Raw genomic sequence first — 25,147 nt, forward strand, 5'->3', positions numbered from 1 at the left:
CTTTGACTCTGCTTTTGGCATCAAAAAGAAGTCATTTCGATAATTTTTGCAAAAATTCCAGATAATATTCTTGTAAAATTCCTTAATTCGATAGTGAATATTGTCATGTTTGGTCATTTTCAATTGAAAAAACCAGCACTTTCATCTGTTTTTTAACCTTTGTAAGAAATAGTTTACTCCTGAAAAATGGCTCAGATCAGGCGAAATTTAACAAATTGGTTACACTTAGATTAACTGGTAAAACCGACATTCATCACTGGTTTGTTTAGCTTTAACAGTGTGATAAATCATTTATGACAAATTCTACAGAATAGTATTTCATATTAACAGAAAACTCAGAATGTCATAAATAGAGGTTTGCCCGGAGGATGTTAATTAATTGCTGCCATAGAATGCAGAGCAACAAGGAGCTTGAGATGAACGTTCAGGCCTTACCCATGAATCGATTTCTCGATCATCATGGTCAAGTCGTTAAACCACTTCCTGAGTGGGCCGATGCTAAAACACTGAAAAAGTTCTACTGCGACATGGTTGTCGCACGCACCTACGACAACAAAGCTGTCGCCTTACAAAGAACAGGAAAGCTAGGAACCTACCCTTCACACTTAGGAGCAGAGGCGTTTGGAATTGCCATAGGCCACGCCCTTCGTGTACAAGACGTCTTCATCCCTTATTACCGTGATATGCCTGCTATGTGGGTCCGCGGTATAGGTATGGAAAAAAATCTTCAATATTGGGGAGGTGATGAGCGGGGTAGCGATTTCTGTCCAGATGAAAACAATCTAACATGCCGAGACTTACCTTTCTGCGTTCCTATAGCGACGCAATGCACCCACGCCGTTGGCGTCGCTGCAGCATTGAAAATTGAAGGCGACCGCAATGCTGCGCTCGTCACTTGTGGCGATGGTGCAACTTCCAAGGGAGATTTCCTTGAGTCTGTCAATTGCGCGGGTACCTGGAACATCCCACTTGTGTTTGTCGTCAACAACAACCAGTGGGCCATCTCCGTACCACGATCACTGCAGTGTGCGGCTGATTTTCTCTCCGAGAAAGCCAGTGGAGCTGGAATCCCTGGCATCACTGTCGATGGTAATGATGTCATCGCCATGTACGATGCAGTGTCAACAGCACTAGACCGAGCGAGAAAAGGCAAAGGGGCAACCCTCATTGAAGCGGTAAGCTACCGACTCAGTGACCATACCACCGCCGATGACGCTAGCCGCTATCGTAGCAAAGATGAGCTCAATCAGGCGTGGCAATATGAACCCATTCTTAGGCTAAAAAACTACCTTATTGATCAAGGACACTGGTCTGAAGAAGAAGAGCAAGCCCTACTCCTGCAAGCCAAAGCTGAAGTCGAAAAAGCGGTCGAACGTTATCTTAACTTACCGCCTCAAGCACCTGAGTCTGCTTTTGATTACTTATATGAATCCCCAGTCACAGAGCTAAACAAGCAAAGAGACGAACTGATCAACAAAGCGATGCGAATGCAGGGAGGCAAAAATGTCTGAGATTACACTAGTTGAAGCAGTAAACCTCGCCTTGCACCATGAAATGAGCAAGGATCCCAAGGTCGTTTTACTGGGGGAGGATGTCGGTGACAATGGTGGTGTCTTTCGCGCTACAGTTGGCCTAAAAGAAAAATTCGGTTTCAAGCGGGTTATCGACACACCTCTTGCAGAAGCGCTTATCGGCGGGGTCAGTGTTGGTATGGCCACTCAGGGGCTACGTCCTGTGGCGGAGTTTCAATTCCAAGGGTTTGTTTTCCCAGCTATGGAACATCTAATGTGTCACGCTGCACGTATACGCAACCGGACACGTGGGCGTTTAACCTGTCCAGCCGTTTTCCGAGCCCCGTTTGGTGGCGGTATCCATGCACCGGAACACCACTCGGAGAGTATCGAGGCTCTTTTTGCCCATATTCCTGGCTTTCGAGTAGTGATTCCTTCTTCTCCACAACGTGCCTACGGACTGCTGTTGGCCGCAATCCGCAGTAACGATCCAGTCATGTTTTTTGAACCAAAACGTATTTATCGCACAGTGAAATCTAATGTCATTGATAATGGTGAGGCACTTCCTCTGGACAGCTGCTTTACGTTACGCAAAGGACGCGATGTCACTTTAGTGACGTGGGGGGCTTGCGTAGTTGAGTCACTGCAAGCAGCACAAGCTCTCTCTGAACAGGGTATTGAAGCTGAAGTGATTGATTTAGCCAGCATCAAGCCTATCGACATGGATACTATTCTGAAATCCCTAGACAAAACAGGTCGCTTACTTGTCGTCCATGAAGCGAGTAAAACCTGCGGGGTTGGTGCAGAGATCATCGCTCGAGCAGCTGAACATGCGATGTGTACTCTCAAAGCGCCACCGAAACGTGTCACAGGCATGGACACGGTTATGCCTTACTATCGAAATGAAGACTATTTTATGATTCAGGAAGAAGACATTGTTATTGCAGCAAAAGAACTCGTGGAGGGATGGAAATGAGATCATTTTTACTGCCAGATCTTGGTGAAGGACTTGCAGAGTCGGAAATAGTGCAATGGCACGTCAATGTCGGTGACATGGTGGAAGTTGACCAGATCATTTTGACCGTTGAGACCGCAAAAGCCGTCGTCGAAGTGCCCGCACCATACAGTGGTAAGATAGTCAGTCGCCATGGCGAAGAAGGCGATGTGATCAATATTGGTAGCCTTTTACTTGAAATCGAGCAAGAAGGTACTGCACAAAAATCAGAATCAAAGCAAAAAGATGCTGCTACGGTCGTGGGCAACGTATCAAGTCAAACTCACCAAGTCGATGTTGATGATTTTTGGATCGGCGCTTCACACAATACTAGCGAAGGTTCACCCGTCACGGCTATGCCTTCAGCTCGTTTGCTCGCCAAGAAGTTGGGAGTGAACCTTCTTCAAGTAGAAGGTAGTGGTCATGGTGGCCTGATCACCGACGCCGACATTTATGAAGAGGCAGGTAAGCAACAACCAGGAACTGAAGTGCTCAAAGGTGCGCGTCGAACCATGGCTGGCACCATGGCTGAATCGCATCACAACGTCGCTTCTGTCACCATTACAGAAGAAGCCCTGTTGGAAAACTGGAATAAAGGCGAAGACATTTCTGGGCGTCTCATCCAGGCCGTTGTATATGCATGTGAACAAGAGCCAGCACTCAATGCTTGGTTTGATGCTGAAACTATGACTCGCTGTGTGCATAGTACGGTGAACATAGGCATTGCTGTCGACAGCAGTCATGGGTTATATGTGCCTGTTTTACGAAACGCTAACGAAGTAAAAACGGAAGACATACGCTCTTGGCTCAATGAGACAGTGACTGGCATCCGTGACCGTAAAATCGGACGTGAACAATTACAGCACGCAACGATTACACTCTCTAACTTTGGTGCGATTGCAGGTATCTACGCGACGCCGGTGGTCTCCCCACCTCAGGTCGCTATTGTCGGTGCAGGACGTATCATTGAAAAAGTGGTGATGCGAAATAATGAAGCCGTGGCAGTGAAAGCCATGCCTCTCTCTGTCACCTTTGATCATAGAGCTTGTACAGGCGGCGAAGCCGCTCGTTTTACCAAGCGACTGGTCGAGCACTTGGAGAAGAAGTTGAACTAAGTTCTCGCCGTAACCCGGTCACGGCCATTTTCCTTAGCGTTATAGAGTGCCCGATCTGCGCGCTCTATGACGCTTTTCCAATCATCATCCCCATTGAACTCGGTGACACCAAAGCTTGCCGTACAAGACTCAACGTTCGTCGGCAACATCCTTGCTCTTTTTATTGCTTCTCGGAGTTTCTCAGCAACAATCATAGCGTTATCAATATCAGTATTAGGCAAGAGTACCAAGAACTCCTCACCGCCATAGCGAAAACTTAAGTCATCTTTTCGGGTTTGCAGGATTAATAACTTACCCGTTGTGCGTAACACACGATCCCCTGCCTGGTGACCGTAGGTATCGTTCACTTTTTTAAAATGATCAATATCAAGCAGTAACACAGACAGCGGCTGCCTGTGCCGGCTTGATCTGGCTAACTCTTTTGGCAGTAATTCTTCCAACGCTCGACGATTATAAAGCTGAGTCAACTCATCCTTGATCGACGTATCATAAATCGTCGCGACGAGTCGCCCAGTAAGCATCCACGTCACTGAAAATCCGACAAAAACAATCATCAGCAATGTGCTAACAAACGCCAACTGATGTGCAATACCCGAAATCATGAAATCGTCAATCCGTTGTTCAAACAGCGTCCAAGTGAAGCGAAATACATTGTAGCTACCCTGAGTCGCTAGCCCAAACGAGAGCAAAAATTTGGAGGGAGTAATATCTGTGCTATGACCTTTTTGATTGGCAAATATCGCAATAAAACACAAACTAGAAACATAAATGGTCATCAAAATGACACGCGCATTAGTCGACGGCATAAAAAACGTAAAATAGGTCAGTCCGATGACCAATATCGGAAAACTGTAGAAGCCGACATTCGCGATGACCCGAGGGAACCGCCTAAACTGGCATACGCCCAGTAATAAAATGATGTAACTAAAAGCCATCAAGGAGTTGGCGAGTATCTTGGAAACCCAGTGAGTAATTTGGTTGCCAAAACTCAAGAGAAGAAAACTGATGGAGAGCAGCAGAAGCGCAGAGGCAATCGTGCTGATCCCTCTAACGGTAGGCTGAAGTTGTTGAATCAATAACAACCCTATGCAATAGCACAAAGACAACAAAACACAGATGATGGACAAGGTAGTGATATCTAAGTGTATGCCCATAGAGCCTCTCCCACTATGCAGCTAATAGCTACAGTTTAGGAGAGATATCGGTTATTTACTTATAAAAACGCCCACTCAATGAGCAGGCGTTCTGTTTGGGTTTTAGATAGCACTGGTTAGCTCTGGTAAAATTTCAAACAAGTCTCCAACCAAACCGTAGTCGGCAATCTGAAATATTGGCGCTTCTGGATCACTATTGATAGCCACAATTACCTTAGAGTCTTTCATCCCTGCCAAATGTTGAATTGCTCCCGAAATCCCAACAGCAATGTAAAGCTCCGGTGCAACGATTTTACCTGTCTGTCCAACCTGAAGATCATTCGATACAAACCCCGCATCCACAGCGGCACGAGACGCACCGATGGCACCACCCAACTTGTCAGCAAGTTGCTCGACCATGACAAAGTTCTCTTTACTACCTAACCCACGCCCACCAGACACAACCACTCTTGCCGCTGGCAAATCAGGGCGACTACTTTGTGTTTTTTGGCGGTCGACCAGTTCAGAAAGTGCATTGCCTATGTTGATATCAACCGGTTTGATTATGGCTGATGAGCTGTCATCTATGTCTGCTAAGTCAAACGCAGAGCTGCGAATAGTGATAACTTTGATTCTATCTGATGATCTTACTCTAGCCAGCGCATTACCGGCGTAAATAGGTCTTATGACGGTGTCCTCTGATTCTATCGAGACCACATCCGATAGCTGACCAACGTCGAGCAAAGCTGCGACTCTAGGCATCAGGTTTTTGCCAAACGTGGTCGCAGGAGCCAGAACATGCGTGAAATCGGCCGCAATCTGTTGTACCAGCAACGCGCAGTTTTCAGCCAGCTGGTTTTGATAGATTTCAGAATCCGCCACCAGCACCTCTTTTACCAGCCCAACTTTAGCGACCTGCTCAACCACTGACTGGCAATCTCCCCCAACCACAAGCGCGCTCACTTCAGTGCTCAATGAAGCGGCCGCTGACAAGGTTTTCAAAGTATCTGCTATTAAGGATTGGTTATCGTGCTCGACGATGACTAACGTTTTTGCATTCATATTCATTCCTCTCACAATACCTTGGCTTCATTCTTAAGCTTGTCGACCAGTTCGCTCACGCTGGACACCATTTCTCCTGATGAACGCTCAGCAGGTGCCATCACTTCGATAATTTCATGGCTGTGTTTCAGCTCGATTCCCAGATCCGCTGCTGAGATAACGTCCAATGGTTTTTTCTTTGCTCTCATAATATTGGGCAGTGAAGCATAACGTGGTTCATTAAGACGCAAATCGGTACTGATAACCGCAGGCATGGTCATCTTGACCGTTTCCAAACCGCCGTCAACTTCTCGTGTCACGCTTACCTGATCACCTTCCACCTTCACATGCGATGCAAACGTACCTTGTGGTCGTTCCGTCAATGCAGCCAGCATTTGTGCAACCTGATTGTTGTCTGTATCGATAGACTGTTTACCAACCAGAACAATACCCGGTTTTTCTTGTTCCATTAACGATTTGAGCAACTTGGCGACAACCAAAGGCTCAGGTGACACATCCGTTTCAACGTGAATCGCTCTGTCTGCCCCTAACGCGAGTGCGCCTCTTAAATTCTCCTGACTCGCAGCATCACCAATAGAGGCCACAATCACTTCTTGAGCAACGCCTGCCTCTTTCAAGCGCACCGCCTCCTCCACTGCAATTTCACAAAAGGGATTCATCGACATTTTGACATTATTGGTTTCCACACCACTGCCATCACTCTTCACCCTCACCTTCACATAAGGATCAATCACTCGCTTTATGGCTACTAGTACTTTCACATCTCCTCCTTGGTGCTAACAGCATTTTTCACAACGATTACAATTGGATAACTCATCGTCTTATGTACAGTTCACTCATTCTAATGAGCGGCTTAATATCTCGTTAAACCTGTTTCATGTCGGATTTTTTGCCTATACTCAGCTTAGTAAAGTTTACGTTTACGTCAACTGCACTATAGTTATGTATAAGATTTAATTGGCAAGGTAGGTTTACACCATGGAAAGAGAATGTATGGAGTTTGATGTCGTCGTCGTTGGAGCGGGCCCTGCGGGGTTATCCACCGCAATCAAACTTGCCCAGCTCAGCAAAATCAAACAATTACCTCTATCAATCTGTGTTGTTGAAAAAGGGGCTGAAGTCGGTGCACATATACTCTCAGGGGCCGTATTCGAAACGAGAGCACTGGATGAACTTTTCCCAGACTGGAAATCTCTTGGCGCACCGGTCAACAACCCGGTCACTCATGACGAGTTCATATACATGACGACAGCAAGCAATCACATAAAAATGCCTGCATTTGCAACGCCCAAACTGATGCACAACAGCTCAGACAATCATGTCATCAGTCTGTCTAATCTATGCCGTTGGCTCGGACAAAAAGCAGAAGAGCTAGAGATTGAAGTCTATCCTGGCTTTGCGGCCGCGAGTATCAATTATGATCAATCTGGAGCGGTGACCGGCATCAACACATCAGATATGGGGCTGGATAAAGCCGGTGAGCAAAAGCCCACCTTCGAGGCAGGCATTGAGTTAAAAGCCAAATATACCGTCTTTGCTGAGGGCGCACGTGGCCATCTCGGTAAACAATTGATCGACAAATTCAATCTAAATGAAGGTCGCCAGCCACAACACTATGCACTTGGATTGAAAGAAATCTGGCAGCTGCCCGAAGACAGCGCAATCCATCAAGCAGGCAGTGTCCTCCACGGTGCTGGCTGGCCTCTAAACGAATCAGATTCTAGTGGCGGCAGTTTCCTTTACCATCTAGAAAATCATCAAGTTGTTGTCGGGCTGATCATTGATTTGAACTATTCGAACCCTTACCTCAGCCCATTTGATGAGTTTCAACGTTTTAAGCACCACCCTGCGATTAAACAATATCTCGAAGACGGTGAACGGATTTCCTATGGCGCTAGAGCTATCGCTAAAGGCGGCTTTGACTCATTACCTAAACAGCAGTTCCCGGGCGGGCTGTTGATTGGGTGTGACGCAGGCACGCTAAATTCAGGAAAAATTAAAGGCAGTCACACTGCAATGAAATCAGGTATGCTTGCCGCAGAAGCCATATTCTCGGCCCTTGAGGCAAGTGAGACCCAGCAGGAACCAGATTACCAGAGTCTGTTCGAATCATCATGGCTCTATGAGGAACTGAAACAAAGCCGCAATTTTGCGTCTTCAATCCATAAATACGGTGCCGTGCTAGGAGGTGCACTCGCAACGTTCGAACAAAATATCTGGCAGCCTCTGTTTAACAAGGGGGTACCATGGACGATATCAGACCCGAAGGCTGATCACCTTTCCATGAAGGAAATCTCGCAATGCAACGCGATTGATTACCCTAAGCCTGATGGAAAGTTGAGCTTTGATAAACCTTCTTCTGTTTACCTCTCTGGGACACAGCATGAAGAGAACCAGCCCTGTCACCTTATCATTAACAATGACAGCATTCCGATTAAGAATCACCTCCCTCTCTATGATGAACCGAGTCAACGTTACTGCCCAGCGGGTGTTTACGAGATTGTGACCCTTGATAATGCGCCCAAGTTGCAGATAAATGCCGCCAATTGTCTCCATTGCAAAACCTGCGATATAAAAGATCCTTCGCAAAATATCACTTGGCTACCGCCAGAAGGTGGTGGCGGTCCCAATTATCAGAATATGTAACTGGTTATCGACAAAAATTCAGCACTTAGTGAAAGTGATCAAAGTTTGTATTTCTAACGTATATGAGAATATCTCTCAACTACAAACCGTGAGGAATAAGTATGATTAAACGTAGTGTTGGTACGCTTGCAGTGGTGCTTAGCGCAATCAGTTTCGGAGCTCAGGCTGGGGCAGAATGTTCTGTATCTGTTGATGCAAACGATATGATGAAGTTTTCGACGGATAGCATCAGCGTCCCTTCGAGTTGTAAGGAAGTCACTCTGACTTTAAACCATACAGGTAAGCTAGCAGCAACTTCTATGGGCCACAACGTCGTTATTGCTGACACAGCCAATGTCCAAGCGGTAGGCACAGAGGGCATGTCTGCTGGCCTAGCAAACAACTACGTCAAACCGGACGACCCAAGAGTCTACGCGTTCACCAAAATCATAGGTGGTGGTGAAAGTACGTCAGTAACGTTTAGTACAGAAAAGATGAAGCCAGGGGGTGACTACACTTTCTTCTGCTCTTTCCCCGGACACTGGGCAATCATGAAAGGCAAATTTGAGTTCAAATAACGCATTTCTCGACAAAAAAGGCACGTGAATCACGTGCCTTTTTACGTTTCAAAGCTTAACGTTACATAAATATCCCGCCATCGATTTCCAATACACGCGCATTCACGTAGTCATTCTCAAAGATAAATTTAGCGGTATTGGCAATTTCTTTGGCATCGCCCATGCGGCCTACAGGCACCATTTTTTCTAGCCTCTCACGAGCTTCTGGCTTCATTGCCCCTGTCATTGAGGTCTCAATCACACCCGGCGCAATAGCGGCTGCTCGAATACCATAACGTGCTAGCTCCTTACCCCAAGTTGCCGCTAGCGTCGCGACTGCTGCTTTCGATGCCGCATAGTTTGTTTGACCAATATTTCCCGCACGAGCAACACTGGAAATGTTGATAATGACACCTTTTCGCTTGGTATTGATCATCTGAACTGCGGCCTCTCGGCCACATAAAAACGTCCCAGTAAGATTGACATCAATCACGGAGCTAAATTGCTCCAGCGACATTTTAGTCAGCTCTCCATCTCTGACTTTAACTAGTAAACCGTCTCGCAGAATACCAGCGTTATTAATAAGTCCATCCAACTGACCAAAATCCGCGACAATGTTACTAAAGACTTGCTCCACTTCGTGTTCGTCTGTCACATTAGCTTTGTATGTTAATGCTTTGACCCCGAGCATATTGCATTGTTCTTTGGTATCCATCAGGGCTTCTTCGTTAACATCAAGCAGGGCAAGCTCAGCACCAGCCTGCGCTAATGTAATCGCCATCATCTGACCTAGGCCTTGACCTGCACCTGTAATCGCTATCACGCTCTGTTTTAGATCCATTTGCAAACTCCGTTACTTTTTAGATTGATAAAACTCGAACAAACTTGAAAAGTCTAGCTCTTCATTGCCATTTGCGTTGTGAAAAGCATAAAGATTTCGTGCTAAAGCGCCCATTGGGACCGAAGATTGACTCTTTGCAGCCGTATCTAAGCCAAGCCCGAGATCTTTCAACATCAGTTTACTCATAAACCCTGGCTTAAATTCGTTGCTAGCCGGTGCGGTTTCCATTACCCCCGGACAAGGATTGTATAGCTCAAGCGCCCAGTTACGGCCAGAGCTTTGCAGCATGATGTTGGAAAGTACTTTAGGGTCCAGCCCATTATCTATGCCCAAGTTCAGTGCTTCGCATGTCCCTGACATGAGAATACCGAGCATTAAGTTGTTACATATTTTTCCCATCTGACCATCACCCGCTTTACCGGCATGGAAGATGTTTTTACCCATATGTTTAAGTACAGACTCTGCTTTTACGAAAGCGGTATCCGAGCCTCCGACAATAAAAGTCAGCGTACCCGCTTGTGCTCCTGCTACACCACCAGAGACAGGGGCATCCACAAAGTCGAGACCTTTTTCTGCCGCGCACTGGGCAACAATGCGTGCCGACTCAGGGTCAATCGTCGAAGAATCAATAAGAAAAGTGCCATCTTCAACCATGTTTAACAAGCCAACACCACCGCTATGGTCGCCAAGATAAATCGCTCGGACATGCTCGCCCGCCGGTAACATGGTTACTACCGTATCTGCGCCTTTCACGGCATCCTCCACGGTGGGCGCAGCAACCGCGCCAGCAGACTCCAATTTCCTGACAGCTTGCGGCATCAAATCAAATACCTGTACTTTCAAGCCAGCAGCCAGCAAGTTTTCGGCCATTGGGCCGCCCATATTACCTAAACCTATAAACGCTATGGTACTCATTGAATAAATTCCTTCTTTCCCTGCTCTGAGAGCTTAGTAGTGGCCCAGTTTTGCCAGTGGATGTAATTTTTCATCCCAAAGTGATGTGAACAAGGTATCAATAACCGCTTCATCAACATTATCGACACGACTGAACTGCCATTTAGGTTCGCCGTCCTTATCAATCAACCTAGCCCTGACGCCCTCGCGAAATTCTCCTAGCAGCCCCGAACGTACCGAGAGATTCAATTCAAGACGAAAACAATCCGCTAATGACAGATCTTTGTATTGATTGAGTTGCCTGAAACAAATATGGGATGTGATCGGGCTACCGGAAGCATGATTGCTTTTCGCAATATCGAGCCACTTACTTTGCCCTTTCAGCGCCAGAATGTTGTTACTTACCTCGACAACAGTACTTGCGCTGCATGCACGTTGGATGTCTTGCATGAAAGGCAACATTTGTGGGTCTGGCCTATGACCATTAACGTTATCACCAAATTCAATCAGCAAGTCTGTCACAGCGTCATAAGCGTCCTCTTTGTCGTGCCAATGTAGAGATAACAAGCGCTCAATCAGCGACTCTTTCTCTTGTGAGAGCACCATATGGTCAGCTAAGTTGACATCAAGCGCATCACTACCGTTAATCATCACTCCCGTTAAACCAAGGAATAACCCCACACCAGGTTCAAGCCGGTTAAGAAACCAAGTGGCGCCGACATCCGGATAAAGGCCGATACTCACTTCGGGCATGGCCAAACGCGTAGTTGGCGTCACCACCTTGTGGCTACAGCCCATATACAAGCCCATTCCTCCACCCATGATGATTCCTTCACCCCAAGCAATAATTGGTTTAGTGAAGGTGTGGATCAGATAGTCACATTGGTACTCAAGTTTGAAAAAAGTGGTACAGAACGCTTCGATGTCTTGACTGGATTTATCTCGCATTACGTCGTGCATGGTGCGTACATCACCACCAGCACAAAACGCTTTCTCACCTTGCCCTTCCAGCAAAACGCAAACAACACTGTCGTCGGCTTGCCAGCTTTCCAGTTTCTGTTTGAGCAAGGCTAACATGTCATAAGTCAAAGCATTGAGTGAAGGCGCATTGTCAAGCGTTGCTACACCTATCTTGGTACTCCCATCTTGGCAAAGTCGCTCCTTGAAATAAACGGTTGCTGTCATATTGCCTCCTAGCTATTTTTCCATTGAGGTTGACGTTTTTCTAGGAACGCATTGACACCTTCGGTTTGATCTTGAGTGTCGAACAACTGAATAAACAGTTCACGTTCCTTGATCAAACCGTGAGCTAGTGGACTCGTCCTCGTATTTTGTATCAATGACTTACAAGCCGTGACCGAAGATGGCGATTGATTTGCTACCATTTCTGCAAGGCTAATGGCGGCATCAAGAGCGTTTCCTTTGCTTACCACTTCTTCCACCAGCTTTATGTTGAGCGCTTTCGCCGCATCAAGCTGTTCACCGCATAATATGACGCGTTTCGCCCACCCTTCTCCGACCAACGCCGTCAAGTTTTGCGTTCCACCCGCACAAGGCAACAGGCCGACTTTAGCTTCCGGCAGCGCCATCACCGCCTGCTCTTCAGCAATTCGAATGTCGCAAGCTAATGCCACTTCAAGACCGCCCCCCATCGCGTAGCCGTTAATAGCAGCAATAGAAACACCTCGGAATGCAGATAGGGTTTCAAATGCCTCACCAAACAAGCGGGACATATCCACCGCGACGGATTTGTCGCCATCAGCAAACACTTTAAGATCAGCGCCGGCGGAGAAGAACTTCTCACCCTGCCCGGTAATGACTAGGGCGTAAACGTCTTTATCGTCATTAAGATCTAAGACAAGTTGTTTCAATTGCGCCAAACTTTGTGCTGTCCATGTATTCGCCGGAGGGTTGTTCATGGTCACGATAGCCACATGGTTGCGAATCGTATGTTGAATAGTACTTCCTTCTGAATGATTCATTGTTGAGCATCCTTTCGATTAGAGTATTTGAGCGCCTTCAGCTAGCATGCGACGTGCGATGATCAATCGCATGATTTCATTGGTACCTTCCAGGATTTGGTGAACACGCACATCACGGAAATGACGCTCCATCGGATACTCTTTGATATAGCCGTAGCCACCGTATAACTGCAGTGCCTGATCACAAATCTTAAAACCGACATCGGTAGCAAATCGTTTCGCCATCGCACAATATGCCGTGGCTTCTGGGTCCTGATTGTCCAATTTGCTCGCGGCGAGGCGCACCATTTGTCTGGCCGCAACGAGCTCAGTGACCATATCGGCTAACCGAAACTGTAGCCCCTGAAACTGAGCCAGTTCTTTACCAAACTGTTTGCGCTCTTTGACGTATTGCATCGCCTCATTCAGCGCCTGCTGCGCAGTACCGATGGAGCAGGTCGCAATATTGATACGTCCTCCATCCAGCCCTTTCATGGCGAAAGTAAAGCCTTCCCCTTCTTTCCCTAACAAGTACTTTTCAGGAACCACAACGTTATCAAACGTAATGGCGCGTGTTGGCTGACTGTTCCACCCCATTTTCGGCTCTTTTCGCCCATAGCTGATGCCGTCTGCATCTGCCGGAACGACAAAAGCTGAAATACCTTTGGCTGAGCGGTCGCCTGTGCGTGCCATCACCACGAGTACTTCTGTATCACCTGCACCGGAGATAAAGGTTTTGCCACCATTGATAACGTACTGGTCGCCCTGCTTTTTCGCTGAGGTTGTCAATGAAGCGGCATCGGAGCCTGCGTTCGGCTCGGTCAAACAATATGAACCAAGCCAATCACCCGTGATTAGCTTTGGGCAAAACTCTTGTTTCGCTTCTTCAGTGGCAAAACTGGCAATCATCCAAGTTACCATATTGTGGATGGTCATGAATGCCGTGGTAGACGTACAACCCATTGCCAGTTGCTCGAAGATGATTGAGGAATCAAGGCGGCTCAGTTGCAAGCCCCCTGTTCTTCTGGTGTATACAAGCTGAGGAAACCTAATTCACCCGCTGCTTTAAGTACGTCTTTTGGAAATAGCTGTTTTTCATCCCATTCGGCAGCCATCGGCGCTAACTCATCCATGGCAAACTGTTGAGCAGTTTCTGCAAACGCACGTTGGTCTTCATTCAGTTCAAAATCCATTTGTCCTCCCGTTATCGCAGTTGAATGGTTAGGTTTGGCCCTGTTGGGATATCATCATCAAACCAGCGTGACGTAATCGTTTTAGTTTCGGTATAGAAACGCACCGCTTGTTTACCATAGGCATGTAAATCGCCATAGAAACTGCCACGCCAACCTGTAAATGAAAAGAATGGCAATGGCACAGGAATCGGCACATTGATCCCCACCTGACCGACCTGAATTTCATGTTGGTATTTACGTGCTGCTGCACCATTTGCGGTGAAAATCGACGTTCCGTTGCCATAGGGGTTGTTGTTAATCAGTTCAATCGCCTCTTCCAACGTATCGACTTGTAAGCAAACTAATACAGGGCCGAAGATTTCCTGCTCATAGATTGACATATCAGTAGTGACACCGGTAAACAAGGTTGGGCCAAGCCAGTTGCCCTCTGGCATTCCAGCAACATGACACTGAGTTCCGTCTAACTCACACACTGCCCCTTGCGCCTTGCCTTCTTCAATCAGACTCACAACACGATGCTTAGCTTCTTTACTGATCAATGGCCCATACGCTGCATTACCATCATCCCATGCGCCCGGAGTCATCTTCGCCATTTCTGTCTTGAGGTCGTCGATCCAATGTTTTGACTCACCAACAAATACGGCAACAGAGATTGCCATACAGCGTTGACCTGCAGCGCCAACAGAGCTGCCGACCAAGTTGTTGATCACCTGTGCTTTATTGGCATCTGGCATCACAACCATATGGTTCTTTGCACCAGCGAATGCCTGCACACGTTTGTTGAAGTTGGTACCCGTCTGATAAATGTACTGAGCAACCGGCACAGAACCGACGAATGACACGGCACGAATCAAAGGGTGAACCAGTAGTTTGTCGACCTGATTCTTGCGACCATGAACAACCTGAAGAACACCCTTTGGTGCGCCAGCCTGTTCAAACAACTCCGCCAAACGCATCGCTGTTAAAGGTACCTGCTCTGAAGGTTTGAGCACGAAGGTATTACCTGCGGCAATCGCAAGCGGGAACATCCACAGTGGAATCATCGCAGGGAAGTTAAATGGCGTAATACCACAGCACACCCCTAACGGCTGAATCATAGAGTAAGTGTCGATTTCTGTTGCCACATTTTCTACCGTTTCACCCATCATATTGCTGGCGATATTCGCGGCTTGCTCTACGACCTCAATGCCGCGCCACACATCCCCTTTTGCATCGATGGTAATTTTGCCGGTCTCTTTCGAAATCAATTCGGCTAGCTCATCGTGGTGCTCTTTAAGTAAGTGCTGATAACGTAGCATCACACGAGCTCGCTCAGACACTGACACTTCCTTCCAAGACTTAAACACTTCAGCGGCGTTCTGCACCGCTTGTTCCATTTCCTGCTCGGTCGCACAAGGAAGCTTGGCAATCACTTCACTGGTTGCCGGGTTGGTCACCTCAACCCATTCATTGGTCTGTGACTGGCAGAACTCACCGCCAATAAATAAGGGAACTGACTGAATCATAATGATGTCCTTTTCTTTTATAGTGGGATCTCAATACCCATTGCGGTTGCTTCACCGCCACCAATACAGAGTGATGCAACACCTCGCACCACGCGTTTTTTGTTGTGATTTCCATCTGTACCCAGAGCCTGTAACTGACGTAGGCTATGGATCAGCGTGACAAGAATCCTTGCACCGCTTGCGCCAATCGGATGACCTAATGCGCACGCCCCGCCTTTTACATTGACCTTCTCGCTATCCAGGCCAAGCTGTTTCACCGCGATCTGCGTTACCACAGCGAAGGCTTCGTTGATTTCCCATAAATCCACTTCGTCTACCGCCCAATCTAGCTGCGATAGAAGCTGCTCAATCGCATAAACTGGTGCTATTGTAAATTCAGCAGGAATACGGGCATGCGTTGCATGACCTTTGATAATGGCCAGTGGTTCTAGACCCTGTTGCTTGGCCGTTTGCGCATCCATCACCACAAGAGCGGCAGCCCCATCGGATATTGCGCTGGAGTTGGCTGCGGTAATAGAGCCCTCTTTAGCAAATGCTGGCTTAAGCTGGGGGATTTTTTCGGGCTTTATTGAGCGCGGTTGCTCGTCATAATCAAGAGGTGGCGCTTTTTTTTAGGGCAACAGGCACAATTTCGTCGGCAAATAACGCCTGCTGCTGCGCTTCAATCGCTCGGTTAACCGATAAAGTGGCCCATTCATCCATTTGTTCACGAGTAAATTCAAGTTTATCAGCGGTTTGTTGGCCGAAGACACCCATGAGCTCACCTTCGTACGCATCCTGTAAACCATCGAGGAACATATGGTCGTAGGTCGATTTGTGTCCCATTCGCATGCCGGAGCGTGACTCTTTCAGTAGGTACGGCGCATTAGTCATGCTCTCCATGCCGCCAGCTACAATGCAATTGGCACTACCAGCTTGGATCAGATCGTGGGCCAACATCACCGCTTTCATACCTGAGCCACACACCTTGTTGATCGTGGTACAACCCACCGATGTCGATAAGTCTGCTCCCAGAGCCGCTTGTCTGGCGGGGGCTTGCCCACAGCCTGCAGGTAACACACATCCCATATACACTTCGTCAACTGAATCTGGCGATAAAGATTGTTCTTTCATTGCCGCTTTAATCGCGACCGCCCCTAGCTTGGGGGAAGAATATTCAGAAAGCATCCCTTGAAAACGCCCCATTGGCGTTCTCTTTGCTGCAACTATCCAAATCTCTTTCTCTTGCATTGCCTGCTCCTCAAAAGATTGTTGAGTGACGGCTTTATTCATTCAGCGACGACAAAGCGGCTCAATTCACGATGCCGCTTTCACTTTTTAAAGCCATTTGTTTTTTGCATGGTTATTTTCTTGACGTTTACGTAAGCATAGCACTAACATTTACGTTAACGTAAAGAAACACATTCACAACCTGTAAAATCTTTTTTACCGTCGTAGTGGAAAGTGTGATTGTCTAATACCTAGCAGTTGGGGAGTTTCATCTGGTGGAAACATACAAAATCAGCGAGCTCGCTAAAGAGTTTGATATCACTACAAGAAGTATCCGCTTTTACGAAGATATGGGCCTAATTCAGCCTGACCGCAAAGGCAGTATGCGGATTTATCAGCGCAGAGACAGGGTTCGTCTCAAGTTGATTTTACGAGGCAAGCGACTTGGTTTTTCCTTGGCCGAGATACGCGACTTGTTAGAGCTTTACGACACGAATCAAATAGATACCCAGTTGATCAAGATGCTCAAAATCATTGACGAAAAAGAAGCCGTACTCAAACGCCAACTTGAGGACATCACCATTGTTCTTGACGATTTGAATACCGCTCGTCAGCGATGTGAAGAAGCGTTACAGCGCTCTAAAGCCAGCTAGCACTTCGCGAGACATCATGTATCTGCCAGGGATCGTAACCAGCAATAACCGCTGAATCGGAGGCGATATGATATCTCAGTACACCCCCCTCAACTTTGGGCTCGATGAGTCTGTCAATATGTTGCGGGAACACGTCAATGCTTTTGCCCGCGAGCACATTGCACCTATCGCGGCCAAAGTGGATGAGGATAATCAATTCCCGAACCACTTATGGACACTAATGGGCGAAATGGGCTTGCTTGGCGTGACCATAGACGAACAATATGGTGGCGCAGGTATGGGCTATTTGGCACACGTGGTCGCCATGGAAGAGATTAGCCGTGCCTCTGCTTCTGTTGCATTGAGTTACGGGGCGCATTCAAACCTATGCGTCAATCAGATTTTTCGCAACGGAAATGCGGTTCAAAGAGAGAAATACTTACCTAAATTAATCGACGGCTCCCACATTGGCGCGCTGGCAATGAGTGAACCTAATGCAGGCTCAGACGTTGTCAGTATGCAGCTCAAAGCTGATTTACACGGCGATCACTATGTGTTGAACGGCACCAAGATGTGGATCACTAATGGCCCTGATGCACATGTGCTGGTGGTTTATGCCAAAACAGACCCTAGCGCCGCCTCACGGGGTATCACTGCCTTCATTATCGAACGTGATTTTGCAGGATTCAGCCACGCTCAAAAGCTCGACAAACTCGGTATGCGAGGCTCTAACACCTGTGAACTGGTTTTCAACAACTGCAAAGTCCCGGTTGAAAACGTACTCGGTGAAGTAAATCAAGGTGTCAAAGTCTTGATGAGTGGCTTAGATTATGAGCGCGTTGTTCTGGCAGCGGGCCCGCTCGGTATTATGCAAGCGTGTCTCGACCTTGTCGTACCCTACGTTCATGACCGTAAACAATTTGGTCAATCCATCGGTGAATTCCAGCTAGTGCAAGCCAAAGTGGCGGATATGTATACCCGTGCCAACGCGGCACGCGCTTATGTGTATACCGTAGCCGCTGCCTGTGACCGAGGTGAAACAACAAGAAAAGACGCCGCAGGCGTGATTCTTTACAGTGCCGAATTAGCCACACAGCTTGCACTGGATGCCATCCAGTTGCTAGGCGGTAATGGATATATCAATGAATTCCCTGCGGGTCGTTTATTAAGAGACGCCAAACTCTATGAAATTGGTGCGGGTACTTCCGAAATTCGCAGGATGCTTATCGGGCGTGAGCTGTTTGAAGAGTCACGCTAACGAGGATGTTATGGCAATCATAAAAACTAAAATCAAAACCGACTCTCCCCTGTTCACTAAGAATCAGCAAGCGATGAGTGGACTGGTCGAAAAATTAAGTGCAGATGTTGAATCCATCAAACAAGGTGGCGGCGCTAGGGCTGTTGAAAGACAGCGCAAGAAAGGCAAACTTCCCGTACGAGAGCGCATTGATCTGCTGCTCGATCAAGGTTCAGATTTCTTAGAAATCGGCCAATTCGCGGCCTGGAATGTTTACGAACAATCCATCCCTTGCGCCGGTGTCGTTGCAGGTATCGGCAAGATCAAAGGGGTAACCTGTATGGTGCTTGCCAACGATCCGTCTGTTAAAGGCGGGACTTACTACCCACTGACAGTGAAAAAGCACCTCAGAGCCCAGGAAATTGCCGAGCGCTGCCACTTACCCTGTGTTTATCTAGTCGACTCGGGCGGTGCGAACTTACCTCACCAAGCAGAGGTGTTTCCAGACAAAGACCATTTCGGGCGTATTTTCTTTAATCAAGCACGCATGTCCGCCAAGGGCATACCCCAAATAGCGGTAGTTCTTGGTCCTTGTACCGCTGGGGGCGCTTATATTCCTGCCATGGCCGATGTCTCGGTCATCGTAAAAAAACAAGGCACGATTTTCCTAGCAGGGCCTCCTTTAGTTAAGGCCGCCACAGGTGAAATCGTCACGGACGAAGAACTCGGCGGCGCGGATGTTCACTGCCGTAAATCTGGGGTAGCAGACTACTACGCGGAAAATGAACAACAAGCTTTCCATATGGCGAGAGAAGCACTTGCTAGCAGCAACCAAGAGCCTGTGATCCCTCAAACACACAAGGTTTTACCACCACGTCTACCCGCTGAGGACATCTATGGCGTCGTCAATGCTGACTTGCGCTTGTCTTTCGACGTGAGAGAAGTGATTGCACGTATTGTCGATGATTCCGATTTCGATGAATTTAAAGCCTTATTCGGCATGACGCTGGTGTGTGGCTTTGCTCGTATCGAAGGCAAACTCATTGGTATTGTCGCCAACAACGGCATCTTGTTTGCGGAATCAGCTCAGAAAGGGGCTCACTTTATCGAGCTGTGTGCTAAGCGAAAAATTCCATTGCTGTTCCTACAGAACATTACCGGATTCATGGTCGGCAAAAAAGTTGAAGAAGGTGGCATCGCCAAACATGGCGCCAAACTCGTCATGGCAGTGGCGTGCGCTGACGTTCCCAAGTTCACCATTATCATCGGCGGATCCTACGGGGCGGGCAACTACGGCATGTGTGGGCGAGCTTATGAGCCAACGATGATGTGGATGTGGCCTAACGCCCGAATCTCGGTAATGGGCGGAGAACAAGCCGCTGGCGTACTCACCCAAGTCAAGCGTGAGGTCTTGAAACGCCAAGGTGAACCTTGGTCAGAAGTGGAAGAAGGCCAGTTCAGGCAAACTATCGTTGATCAGTATGAGGAACAAGGCCACCCGTACTATGCGAGTGCTCGCCTTTGGGACGATGGCATCATTGATCCGAAACAGACCCGACATGTCTTGGCTCAAGCGCTTACCGCAACCGAGCATGCTCCGATGCCCGATAGCCAATTCGGTATCTTTAGAATGTAGGAGCATAGCATGACAAATCTAATCGATAACAGCTATCTCACTGGCAACATCGATGACTTAGGCGTTGCCACTCTGTCACTTAATCGGCCAGACAAACACAATGCCTTCAACGCACAGGTCATCGAACAGTTGATAGAATCGATTCACTCACTGGCTCAGCGTTCAGAGGTGAGATGTTTAGTGTTACGTGGTAACGGAAAACACTTTTCGGCAGGCGCTGATCTTGGCTGGATGCAGTCAATGATAGCTAAAAGTGAACTGGAAAATCAGCAAGATGCTTCAAGACTTGCTCAGTTGATGCATTGCTTGGATAACTTCCCTCACCCAACTATCGCTGTTGTTCATGGCTGCGCGTTTGGCGGAGCGCTCGGGCTAATCTGCTGCTGTGATGTCGCTATTGCTGACCATAGCGCCCTATTCTGCCTCAGTGAGGTAAAGCTAGGATTAGTTCCAGCGACCATTGGGCCCTATGTAAACCGCACGATCGGTGCTCGCCAGTCAAGGCGCTACATGCTGACTGCTGAACGTTTCGACGCCAACAAAGCGGTTGAGATTGGTTTAATTCATGAAGCTGTCGAAATCAGCCAACTGGAAAAAACCGTCACTGCTATCGTCAATCAGTGGCTACTCAATAGCCCCGCGGCCCTGACTCAAACTAAAGCACTGATCCGAGAGTGTGATACTCAGGTGCTTGATGATGCTTTGATTGAATATACCAGTCAATTAATCGCAAAAGTTAGGGTATCCGACCAAGGGCAAGAAGGTCTAAAGGCTTTCTTTGATAAGCGGCCACCAAATTGGGCGATAGGAGGCAGTGAATGATGGCTACCTCGCTACTGCCAGAGTCGATCAAGATAGTCGAAGTTGGTCCTCGCGACGGTTTGCAAAATGAGCAAGCCGTTTCAACCGAGGCAAAAGTCGCGCTGATCAATCAACTCTCTTGCTGCGGTCTTACCCACATCGAAGCGGGATCATTTGTCTCGCCTAAGTGGGTGCCACAAATGGCGGACTCATTGGAAGTCATGGCAACAATCACTCGCGCATCGAACGTGAAGTATGCTGCCCTAACACCAAATATGAGAGGGTTTGAGCAGGCTATCGAAGCCAATGCCGACGAAGTCGCGGTATTCACATCGTCTTCACAAGGCTTTTGTCAGAAAAACATTAACTGTTCTATTGAAGAAAGCCTTGAACGATTCCGGCCCCTGGTGGCTGAAGCAAAAGACAAAGGCATCCCCGTTAGAGGTTACTTGTCCTGCATCGTCGATTGTCCTTATGATGGTCCAACCGAGCCTTCTCAGGTCGCCAAAGTTGCCCAAGCACTATTAGAACTTGGTTGCTATGAAGTGTCTCTTGGCGACACCATTGGCACAGGTACACCAATAAAAGTGGCCAACATGCTCGATGCGGTTTTTGAACGAGTGCCCTCCCATCAGGTCGCCGTTCATTTCCATGATACTTGGGGGCAAGCGCTCGCCAATATATATCAAGCCCTTCAAATGGGGGTCCATGTTGTCGATAGCAGCGTCGCGGGCTTAGGGGGCTGCCCTTATGCTGCAGGCGCGTCGGGTAACGTCGCGACAGAAGATGTTGTGTACCTTTGCCAAGGTTTAGGGATTGAAACGGGCGTGGATTTACATCGCCTTGCCCAAGCAGGGTGGGAAATCAGCGACGCCTTAGGGCGCCAACCGACTTCCAAAGTGTCACTGGCTTTGCGCCGCTAATAAGGGCTCTCTATGTTTGGGCTGATAGGATTGAAGTAACAAGCAAACCATGATCAGCCCAATTCCTATCCACCCCAATAGGCCAATATGTTCTCCCACTACAGCCACAGCAAGTACAGCGGCCACAGCAGGCTCAAACAGCGTTAGTAAACTTGCTTTGCTTGCTGATACCGTTGTTAACCCATAACCAAAGCAGACATAGCCGAGAAACATTGGAACCAACGCCATATACAAGGCGACGGATGCATTGATAGATGTCGCAAACAAATTACCACCAGTAAAAAATAATGAAGGTAGCAGCAATAGTGAACCCAAACCAAATATGCTCCCCATCGCAGATTTGGAATGCACGCCCTCAATGATGAGCGCTTTTGCCGCCCATGCGTAAGTGGCATAGGTGAACCCCGCAAGCAATCCAAGCACTATCCCTATATATTTGGTTTGCTCTACATCGGTTTGTATTGACGTTGATGTCTCTGAAAGAGTCAGTAAAACGATGCCAGTCGCGCCCACTGTCAAGCTTATCACCCAGCGAGTGTCAATTGACTTTTCTTTGCCAAACAGGCATTCCAACAATGCAACGAAGAACGGTGCACTCGCGATAGATACCACGGTTCCAATCGCGACACCCGCCATTCTCATCGAGCTATAGAACGCAAGAGGATAAACCGCTAAAGCCAGTGCCCCCAGCAATAAAACAAGTTTATTGGATACCAATATATGTCGGTCTTTTCTGATCGTACCGCAGGCAAACAGAGCCATCATAACGCCGCCAACGCCCATCGAAAAAGCGCCAATCGCCAGCGGGCTGATATCAGGCGCATACGTGGCTGCGGTACCGGTCGTTCCCCACAATAAAGAAGCAAACAGGATGACCAAAACTCCGAAACCTTCCTGACGAGCTTTTAGTGTCTGATTCATATCTATACTCTTTGTCATATCATTTTGATAGACAGAGAATAATGAATAAATGAACACATAACTTTGCAGAAAAGACACTCTATTTGATTTTACAGACTCAATTTCATCCGCCGCGCAATGCGCGAGGAGAAAGTCCAAATGATGATGAAAAACGACGACTAAAAGCGGATAGGTCCTTGTACCCGACTCTCTCTGCAATAAGCTGGACAGGGATATCCGTGTGCGTCAGGAGTGCTTTAGCTTTTTCCATTCTTTGTTTAGTCACGTATTGAAGAACACTTAACCCAGTGGATTGTTTAAAAATTTTTTTAAACTGCGTCGCACTCAAACAGGCGACTTTTGCCAAATGTTCAACCGTTATCTCTCTCGCCAGATCTTCTTCAATATGATGTAACACCGCTCTGACTCTATGATCAAGTCGCTGCCCAGCTTGTTGCTCCGCCAATAGCTTGACAAACATATCAACCATAGGGGCTTCAATAGCAGGGGTGACTCGATGCTGAAGCTGAGATTCGACGAAGGTCAGATAAGAGCGGAGTGGCGCTGAAATCGGAAAAACCAATGCGTCCATGTCCAGCAAACTATCAGGTAATATGTTCAAATCAGCGACCACAAAACGCGCAGCTTCATTGGCGCGGAAATGGTGAAACGTGTTGGCCTTGATTACCACGCATTCACCGACTGACACTTTGCCTTGGTAACCTTCCAGTTCAATAATAATGGTGCCCAAGATAGGTAGTACCAGTTGATGATGTTCATGCGCATGCCCCTTGCGTTGACGGGTATAAGCACGAATAGTGAGATTATTTTCCAACATCAGGCGGGATTCACTCCACAAAGTGAGATTGATAAAACTTAGGTGTTACCGCCAGTTTCTTTTTAAAATGTCGCTGAAAATGCGCCTGATCCGAGAACCCTAGGCGGTGAGCAATATCAACGATATCGGCTCCCGATCTGAGCATTACTTTCGCACGCTTGATCTTCTCATCGATTAGATAGGCATAGGGCGGTAACCCATAGTGGTCCTTAAAAGCACGTAAAAGCTGATATCGGCTCATCCCTACTTCTTGTGCTAACGCTTCTAAAGAGTGAGCGTGGCTCAGTTCATCCATTAACTTATCGCGGACCATCGCGAGATTCGATAAGCCTGTCTTGGCCATCGTTTTGACTCCATTCTGGAAACTGAGCTCAATAAAGTCATACAAGCAAGATTGAGCTAACAACAGACCCTCTTCATTCTGAAGCGCCGAAAACAGTGCCAAGTATCGTTGCTGAAATTCAGGATGACGCTCTAGATCATTCTTAAAAGCCACATAATCATAATGTTGATTTGACGTCATTTCCTGCTGGATCTCTCCCATCTCCAACGCATCAACAAACAGCATACTGTAGGACCAAGTGCCATGATATGGATTACAGGAATGGACATCTGCAGGGTTAATCGTCACGATATCCCCTTGGCCAATCTGATGTGTATTGCGTCGATTTCGGTAATCTGCTCGGCCTTGATGGATAATGCCAAAGGAAAATTCATCATGAGAGTGGGCGTCATAGCATGCCGTCGACTGGTTGGCGACACGCAGCTCAATCCATGGCAGCATCGTACTCTGCTTGAAGCTCGCACTTTTATCTCTCTTCATTCAACCACTACTCCACTCAGAGCCAGATCAGCACAACAGATGCGCATAACATTATGGCCATCAATCTATTAAATTGGCGATGAACTCGTGGATTTGCAAGTCGATTCGCCAAAACCCCGCCAATCATCGCCCATACGCCAACACCGATCACACAGACGAACAATGACACGAGAGTAAAGAGCCACAACGAATACTGCTCATTTTCCTGCCCTAGCACATAAAGGCTGACACCAGACATTGCTACCAACCAAGCTTTGGGATTGACTATTTGAGTCAAACTTCCAGTTAACCAGCCTGAGCTCTTTACTGGCTCGACAGCAACCCCTTTCACTGGTGCCGCGAAGATTTGATAAGCAAGGTAAAACAAAAAACTACTGCCGATCAACTGCATCCAAACTTCAAGCTTCGGCAATATGGCTACCAAGGTTTGCATCATCTGTCCTGTCGCAAACACGACAACCGCATAGGCTATTGATGCGCCCAAAACATGCTTTAACGCTGCCCTTAGGCCATCATTTACCGCTGTCGTTGTCGCTAACAAATTCACTGGCCCAGGCGTCACGGCCCCCACGAAAGCAAATACCACCATCGCCAAAATCAGATTTTCCATCTCGTTGTCTCCTCTTTTTGAGCAAGATAGTCCCTAAGAGAAAAACAGTATTGAACGATATTGCACAGCCGCATTCGTTGGAAGCCAGGACAATAGAGACTTGAGGTCTGGTTAGTTTGCCAAACCATAGCAATGAGCGCCGCTACC

22 protein-coding genes and 2 pseudogenes are annotated in these 25,147 nt (G+C 47.6%); 10 read left to right on the forward strand and 14 right to left on the reverse strand.

Features of this window, described 5'->3' with window-relative positions; all coding sequences use genetic code 11:
* Window positions 1-416 precede the first annotated feature (416 nt).
* Genes pdhA through KW548_16700 form a run of 3 tightly spaced genes read left to right on the forward strand, consistent with a single transcriptional unit; the run spans window position 417 to window position 3,620 of the window.
* The gene (gene pdhA / locus KW548_16690) at window positions 417-1,511 is read left to right on the forward strand and encodes a pyruvate dehydrogenase (acetyl-transferring) E1 component subunit alpha (GenBank protein QXX08774.1); all 1,095 of its coding nucleotides are present in this window, start codon (window positions 417-419) and stop codon (window positions 1,509-1,511) included.
* Window positions 1,504-2,487, forward strand: coding sequence for an alpha-ketoacid dehydrogenase subunit beta (locus KW548_16695; protein ID QXX08775.1), 984 nt, complete (start codon window positions 1,504-1,506; stop codon window positions 2,485-2,487). Before pdhA ends, KW548_16695 begins: the two co-directional genes overlap by 8 nt.
* Entirely contained in the window at window positions 2,484-3,620 is a 1,137-nt protein-coding gene (locus KW548_16700) for a 2-oxo acid dehydrogenase subunit E2 (GenBank protein QXX08776.1), read from the forward strand. The genes KW548_16695 and KW548_16700 overlap by 4 nt, the downstream gene beginning before the upstream one ends.
* On the opposite strand, the gene KW548_16705 is transcribed toward KW548_16700, so the two are convergent.
* From KW548_16705 to KW548_16715, 3 genes are all read right to left on the reverse strand, one after another.
* Entirely contained in the window at window positions 3,617-4,774 is a 1,158-nt protein-coding gene (locus KW548_16705) for a GGDEF domain-containing protein (GenBank protein QXX08777.1), read from the reverse strand. The two genes, KW548_16700 and KW548_16705, sit on opposite strands and share 4 nt — an antisense overlap.
* Window positions 4,775-4,876: 102 nt before the next feature.
* Entirely contained in the window at window positions 4,877-5,815 is a 939-nt protein-coding gene (locus KW548_16710; protein ID QXX08778.1) for an FAD-binding protein, read from the reverse strand.
* Between the two features lie 11 nt (window positions 5,816-5,826).
* Window positions 5,827-6,576, reverse strand: a complete 750-nt coding sequence (locus tag KW548_16715; GenBank protein ID QXX08779.1) for an electron transfer flavoprotein subunit beta/FixA family protein — start codon at window positions 6,574-6,576, stop codon at window positions 5,827-5,829.
* A gap of 217 nt (window positions 6,577-6,793) precedes the next feature.
* Between KW548_16715 and KW548_16720 the strand changes: the two genes are divergently transcribed.
* Window positions 6,794-8,461: an electron transfer flavoprotein-ubiquinone oxidoreductase gene (locus KW548_16720; GenBank protein QXX08780.1), complete on the forward strand. Its 1,668-nt coding sequence runs from the start codon at window positions 6,794-6,796 to the stop codon at window positions 8,459-8,461.
* A 101-nt stretch (window positions 8,462-8,562) separates the two neighbouring features.
* Window positions 8,563-9,018: an azurin gene (gene azu / locus KW548_16725; protein ID QXX08781.1), complete on the forward strand. Its 456-nt coding sequence runs from the start codon at window positions 8,563-8,565 to the stop codon at window positions 9,016-9,018.
* A 61-nt stretch (window positions 9,019-9,079) separates the two neighbouring features.
* Here azu and KW548_16730 read toward each other — a convergent pair whose 3' ends face one another.
* From KW548_16730 to KW548_16760, 7 genes and pseudogenes are all read right to left on the reverse strand, one after another.
* Window positions 9,080-9,838, reverse strand: coding sequence for an SDR family oxidoreductase (locus tag KW548_16730; GenBank protein QXX08782.1), 759 nt, complete (start codon window positions 9,836-9,838; stop codon window positions 9,080-9,082).
* Between the two features lie 12 nt (window positions 9,839-9,850).
* The gene (gene mmsB / locus KW548_16735; GenBank protein QXX08783.1) at window positions 9,851-10,753 is read right to left on the reverse strand and encodes a 3-hydroxyisobutyrate dehydrogenase; all 903 of its coding nucleotides are present in this window, start codon (window positions 10,751-10,753) and stop codon (window positions 9,851-9,853) included.
* A 33-nt stretch (window positions 10,754-10,786) separates the two neighbouring features.
* Window positions 10,787-11,917: an enoyl-CoA hydratase/isomerase family protein gene (locus KW548_16740; GenBank protein ID QXX08784.1), complete on the reverse strand. Its 1,131-nt coding sequence runs from the start codon at window positions 11,915-11,917 to the stop codon at window positions 10,787-10,789.
* A gap of 8 nt (window positions 11,918-11,925) precedes the next feature.
* A complete protein-coding gene (locus tag KW548_16745; protein ID QXX08785.1) occupies window positions 11,926-12,714 on the reverse strand; it encodes an enoyl-CoA hydratase in 789 nt (262 codons plus the stop codon).
* Between the two features lie 18 nt (window positions 12,715-12,732).
* A pseudogene (locus KW548_16750) lies at window positions 12,733-13,886 on the reverse strand (acyl-CoA dehydrogenase family protein).
* Between the two features lie 11 nt (window positions 13,887-13,897).
* Window positions 13,898-15,391, reverse strand: coding sequence for a CoA-acylating methylmalonate-semialdehyde dehydrogenase (locus KW548_16755; protein QXX08786.1), 1,494 nt, complete (start codon window positions 15,389-15,391; stop codon window positions 13,898-13,900).
* A 17-nt stretch (window positions 15,392-15,408) separates the two neighbouring features.
* Window positions 15,409-16,621: pseudogene (locus KW548_16760) on the reverse strand (acetyl-CoA C-acyltransferase).
* Window positions 16,622-16,872: 251 nt separating this feature from the next.
* Here KW548_16760 and KW548_16765 point away from each other — a divergent pair.
* From KW548_16765 to KW548_16785, 5 genes are all read left to right on the forward strand, one after another.
* Complete coding sequence (locus tag KW548_16765) at window positions 16,873-17,253, forward strand: MerR family DNA-binding transcriptional regulator (protein ID QXX09442.1); 381 nt, start codon at window positions 16,873-16,875, stop codon at window positions 17,251-17,253.
* Window positions 17,254-17,320: 67 nt separating this feature from the next.
* Window positions 17,321-18,490, forward strand: a complete 1,170-nt coding sequence (locus KW548_16770; GenBank protein QXX08787.1) for an isovaleryl-CoA dehydrogenase — start codon at window positions 17,321-17,323, stop codon at window positions 18,488-18,490.
* 10 nt (window positions 18,491-18,500) lie between these two features.
* Entirely contained in the window at window positions 18,501-20,105 is a 1,605-nt protein-coding gene (locus KW548_16775; protein QXX08788.1) for a methylcrotonoyl-CoA carboxylase, read from the forward strand.
* Between the two features lie 9 nt (window positions 20,106-20,114).
* Entirely contained in the window at window positions 20,115-20,927 is an 813-nt protein-coding gene (locus KW548_16780; protein ID QXX08789.1) for an enoyl-CoA hydratase/isomerase family protein, read from the forward strand.
* Window positions 20,924-21,829, forward strand: a complete 906-nt coding sequence (locus KW548_16785) for a hydroxymethylglutaryl-CoA lyase (protein ID QXX08790.1) — start codon at window positions 20,924-20,926, stop codon at window positions 21,827-21,829. The genes KW548_16780 and KW548_16785 overlap by 4 nt, the downstream gene beginning before the upstream one ends.
* Here the strand turns inward: KW548_16785 and KW548_16790 are convergent.
* The 4 genes from KW548_16790 to KW548_16805 form a co-directional block, all read right to left on the reverse strand.
* Entirely contained in the window at window positions 21,809-22,750 is a 942-nt protein-coding gene (locus KW548_16790; protein ID QXX08791.1) for an EamA family transporter, read from the reverse strand. The genes KW548_16785 and KW548_16790 overlap by 21 nt on opposite strands.
* Before the next feature lie 103 nt (window positions 22,751-22,853).
* Window positions 22,854-23,567 (reverse strand): AraC family transcriptional regulator, encoded by a 714-nt coding sequence (locus KW548_16795; protein QXX08792.1) that lies wholly within the window; start codon window positions 23,565-23,567, stop codon window positions 22,854-22,856.
* Between the two features lie 10 nt (window positions 23,568-23,577).
* Window positions 23,578-24,390, reverse strand: a complete 813-nt coding sequence (locus KW548_16800) for an AraC family transcriptional regulator (protein QXX08793.1) — start codon at window positions 24,388-24,390, stop codon at window positions 23,578-23,580.
* A 16-nt stretch (window positions 24,391-24,406) separates the two neighbouring features.
* A complete protein-coding gene (locus KW548_16805) occupies window positions 24,407-25,000 on the reverse strand; it encodes a LysE family translocator (GenBank protein QXX08794.1) in 594 nt (197 codons plus the stop codon).
* Between the last annotated feature and the right edge of the window lie 147 nt (window positions 25,001-25,147).

It is taken from the genome of Vibrio neptunius (genome assembly GCA_019339365.1).
GTDB classification, from domain to species: Bacteria; Pseudomonadota; Gammaproteobacteria; order Enterobacterales; family Vibrionaceae; genus Vibrio; species Vibrio neptunius.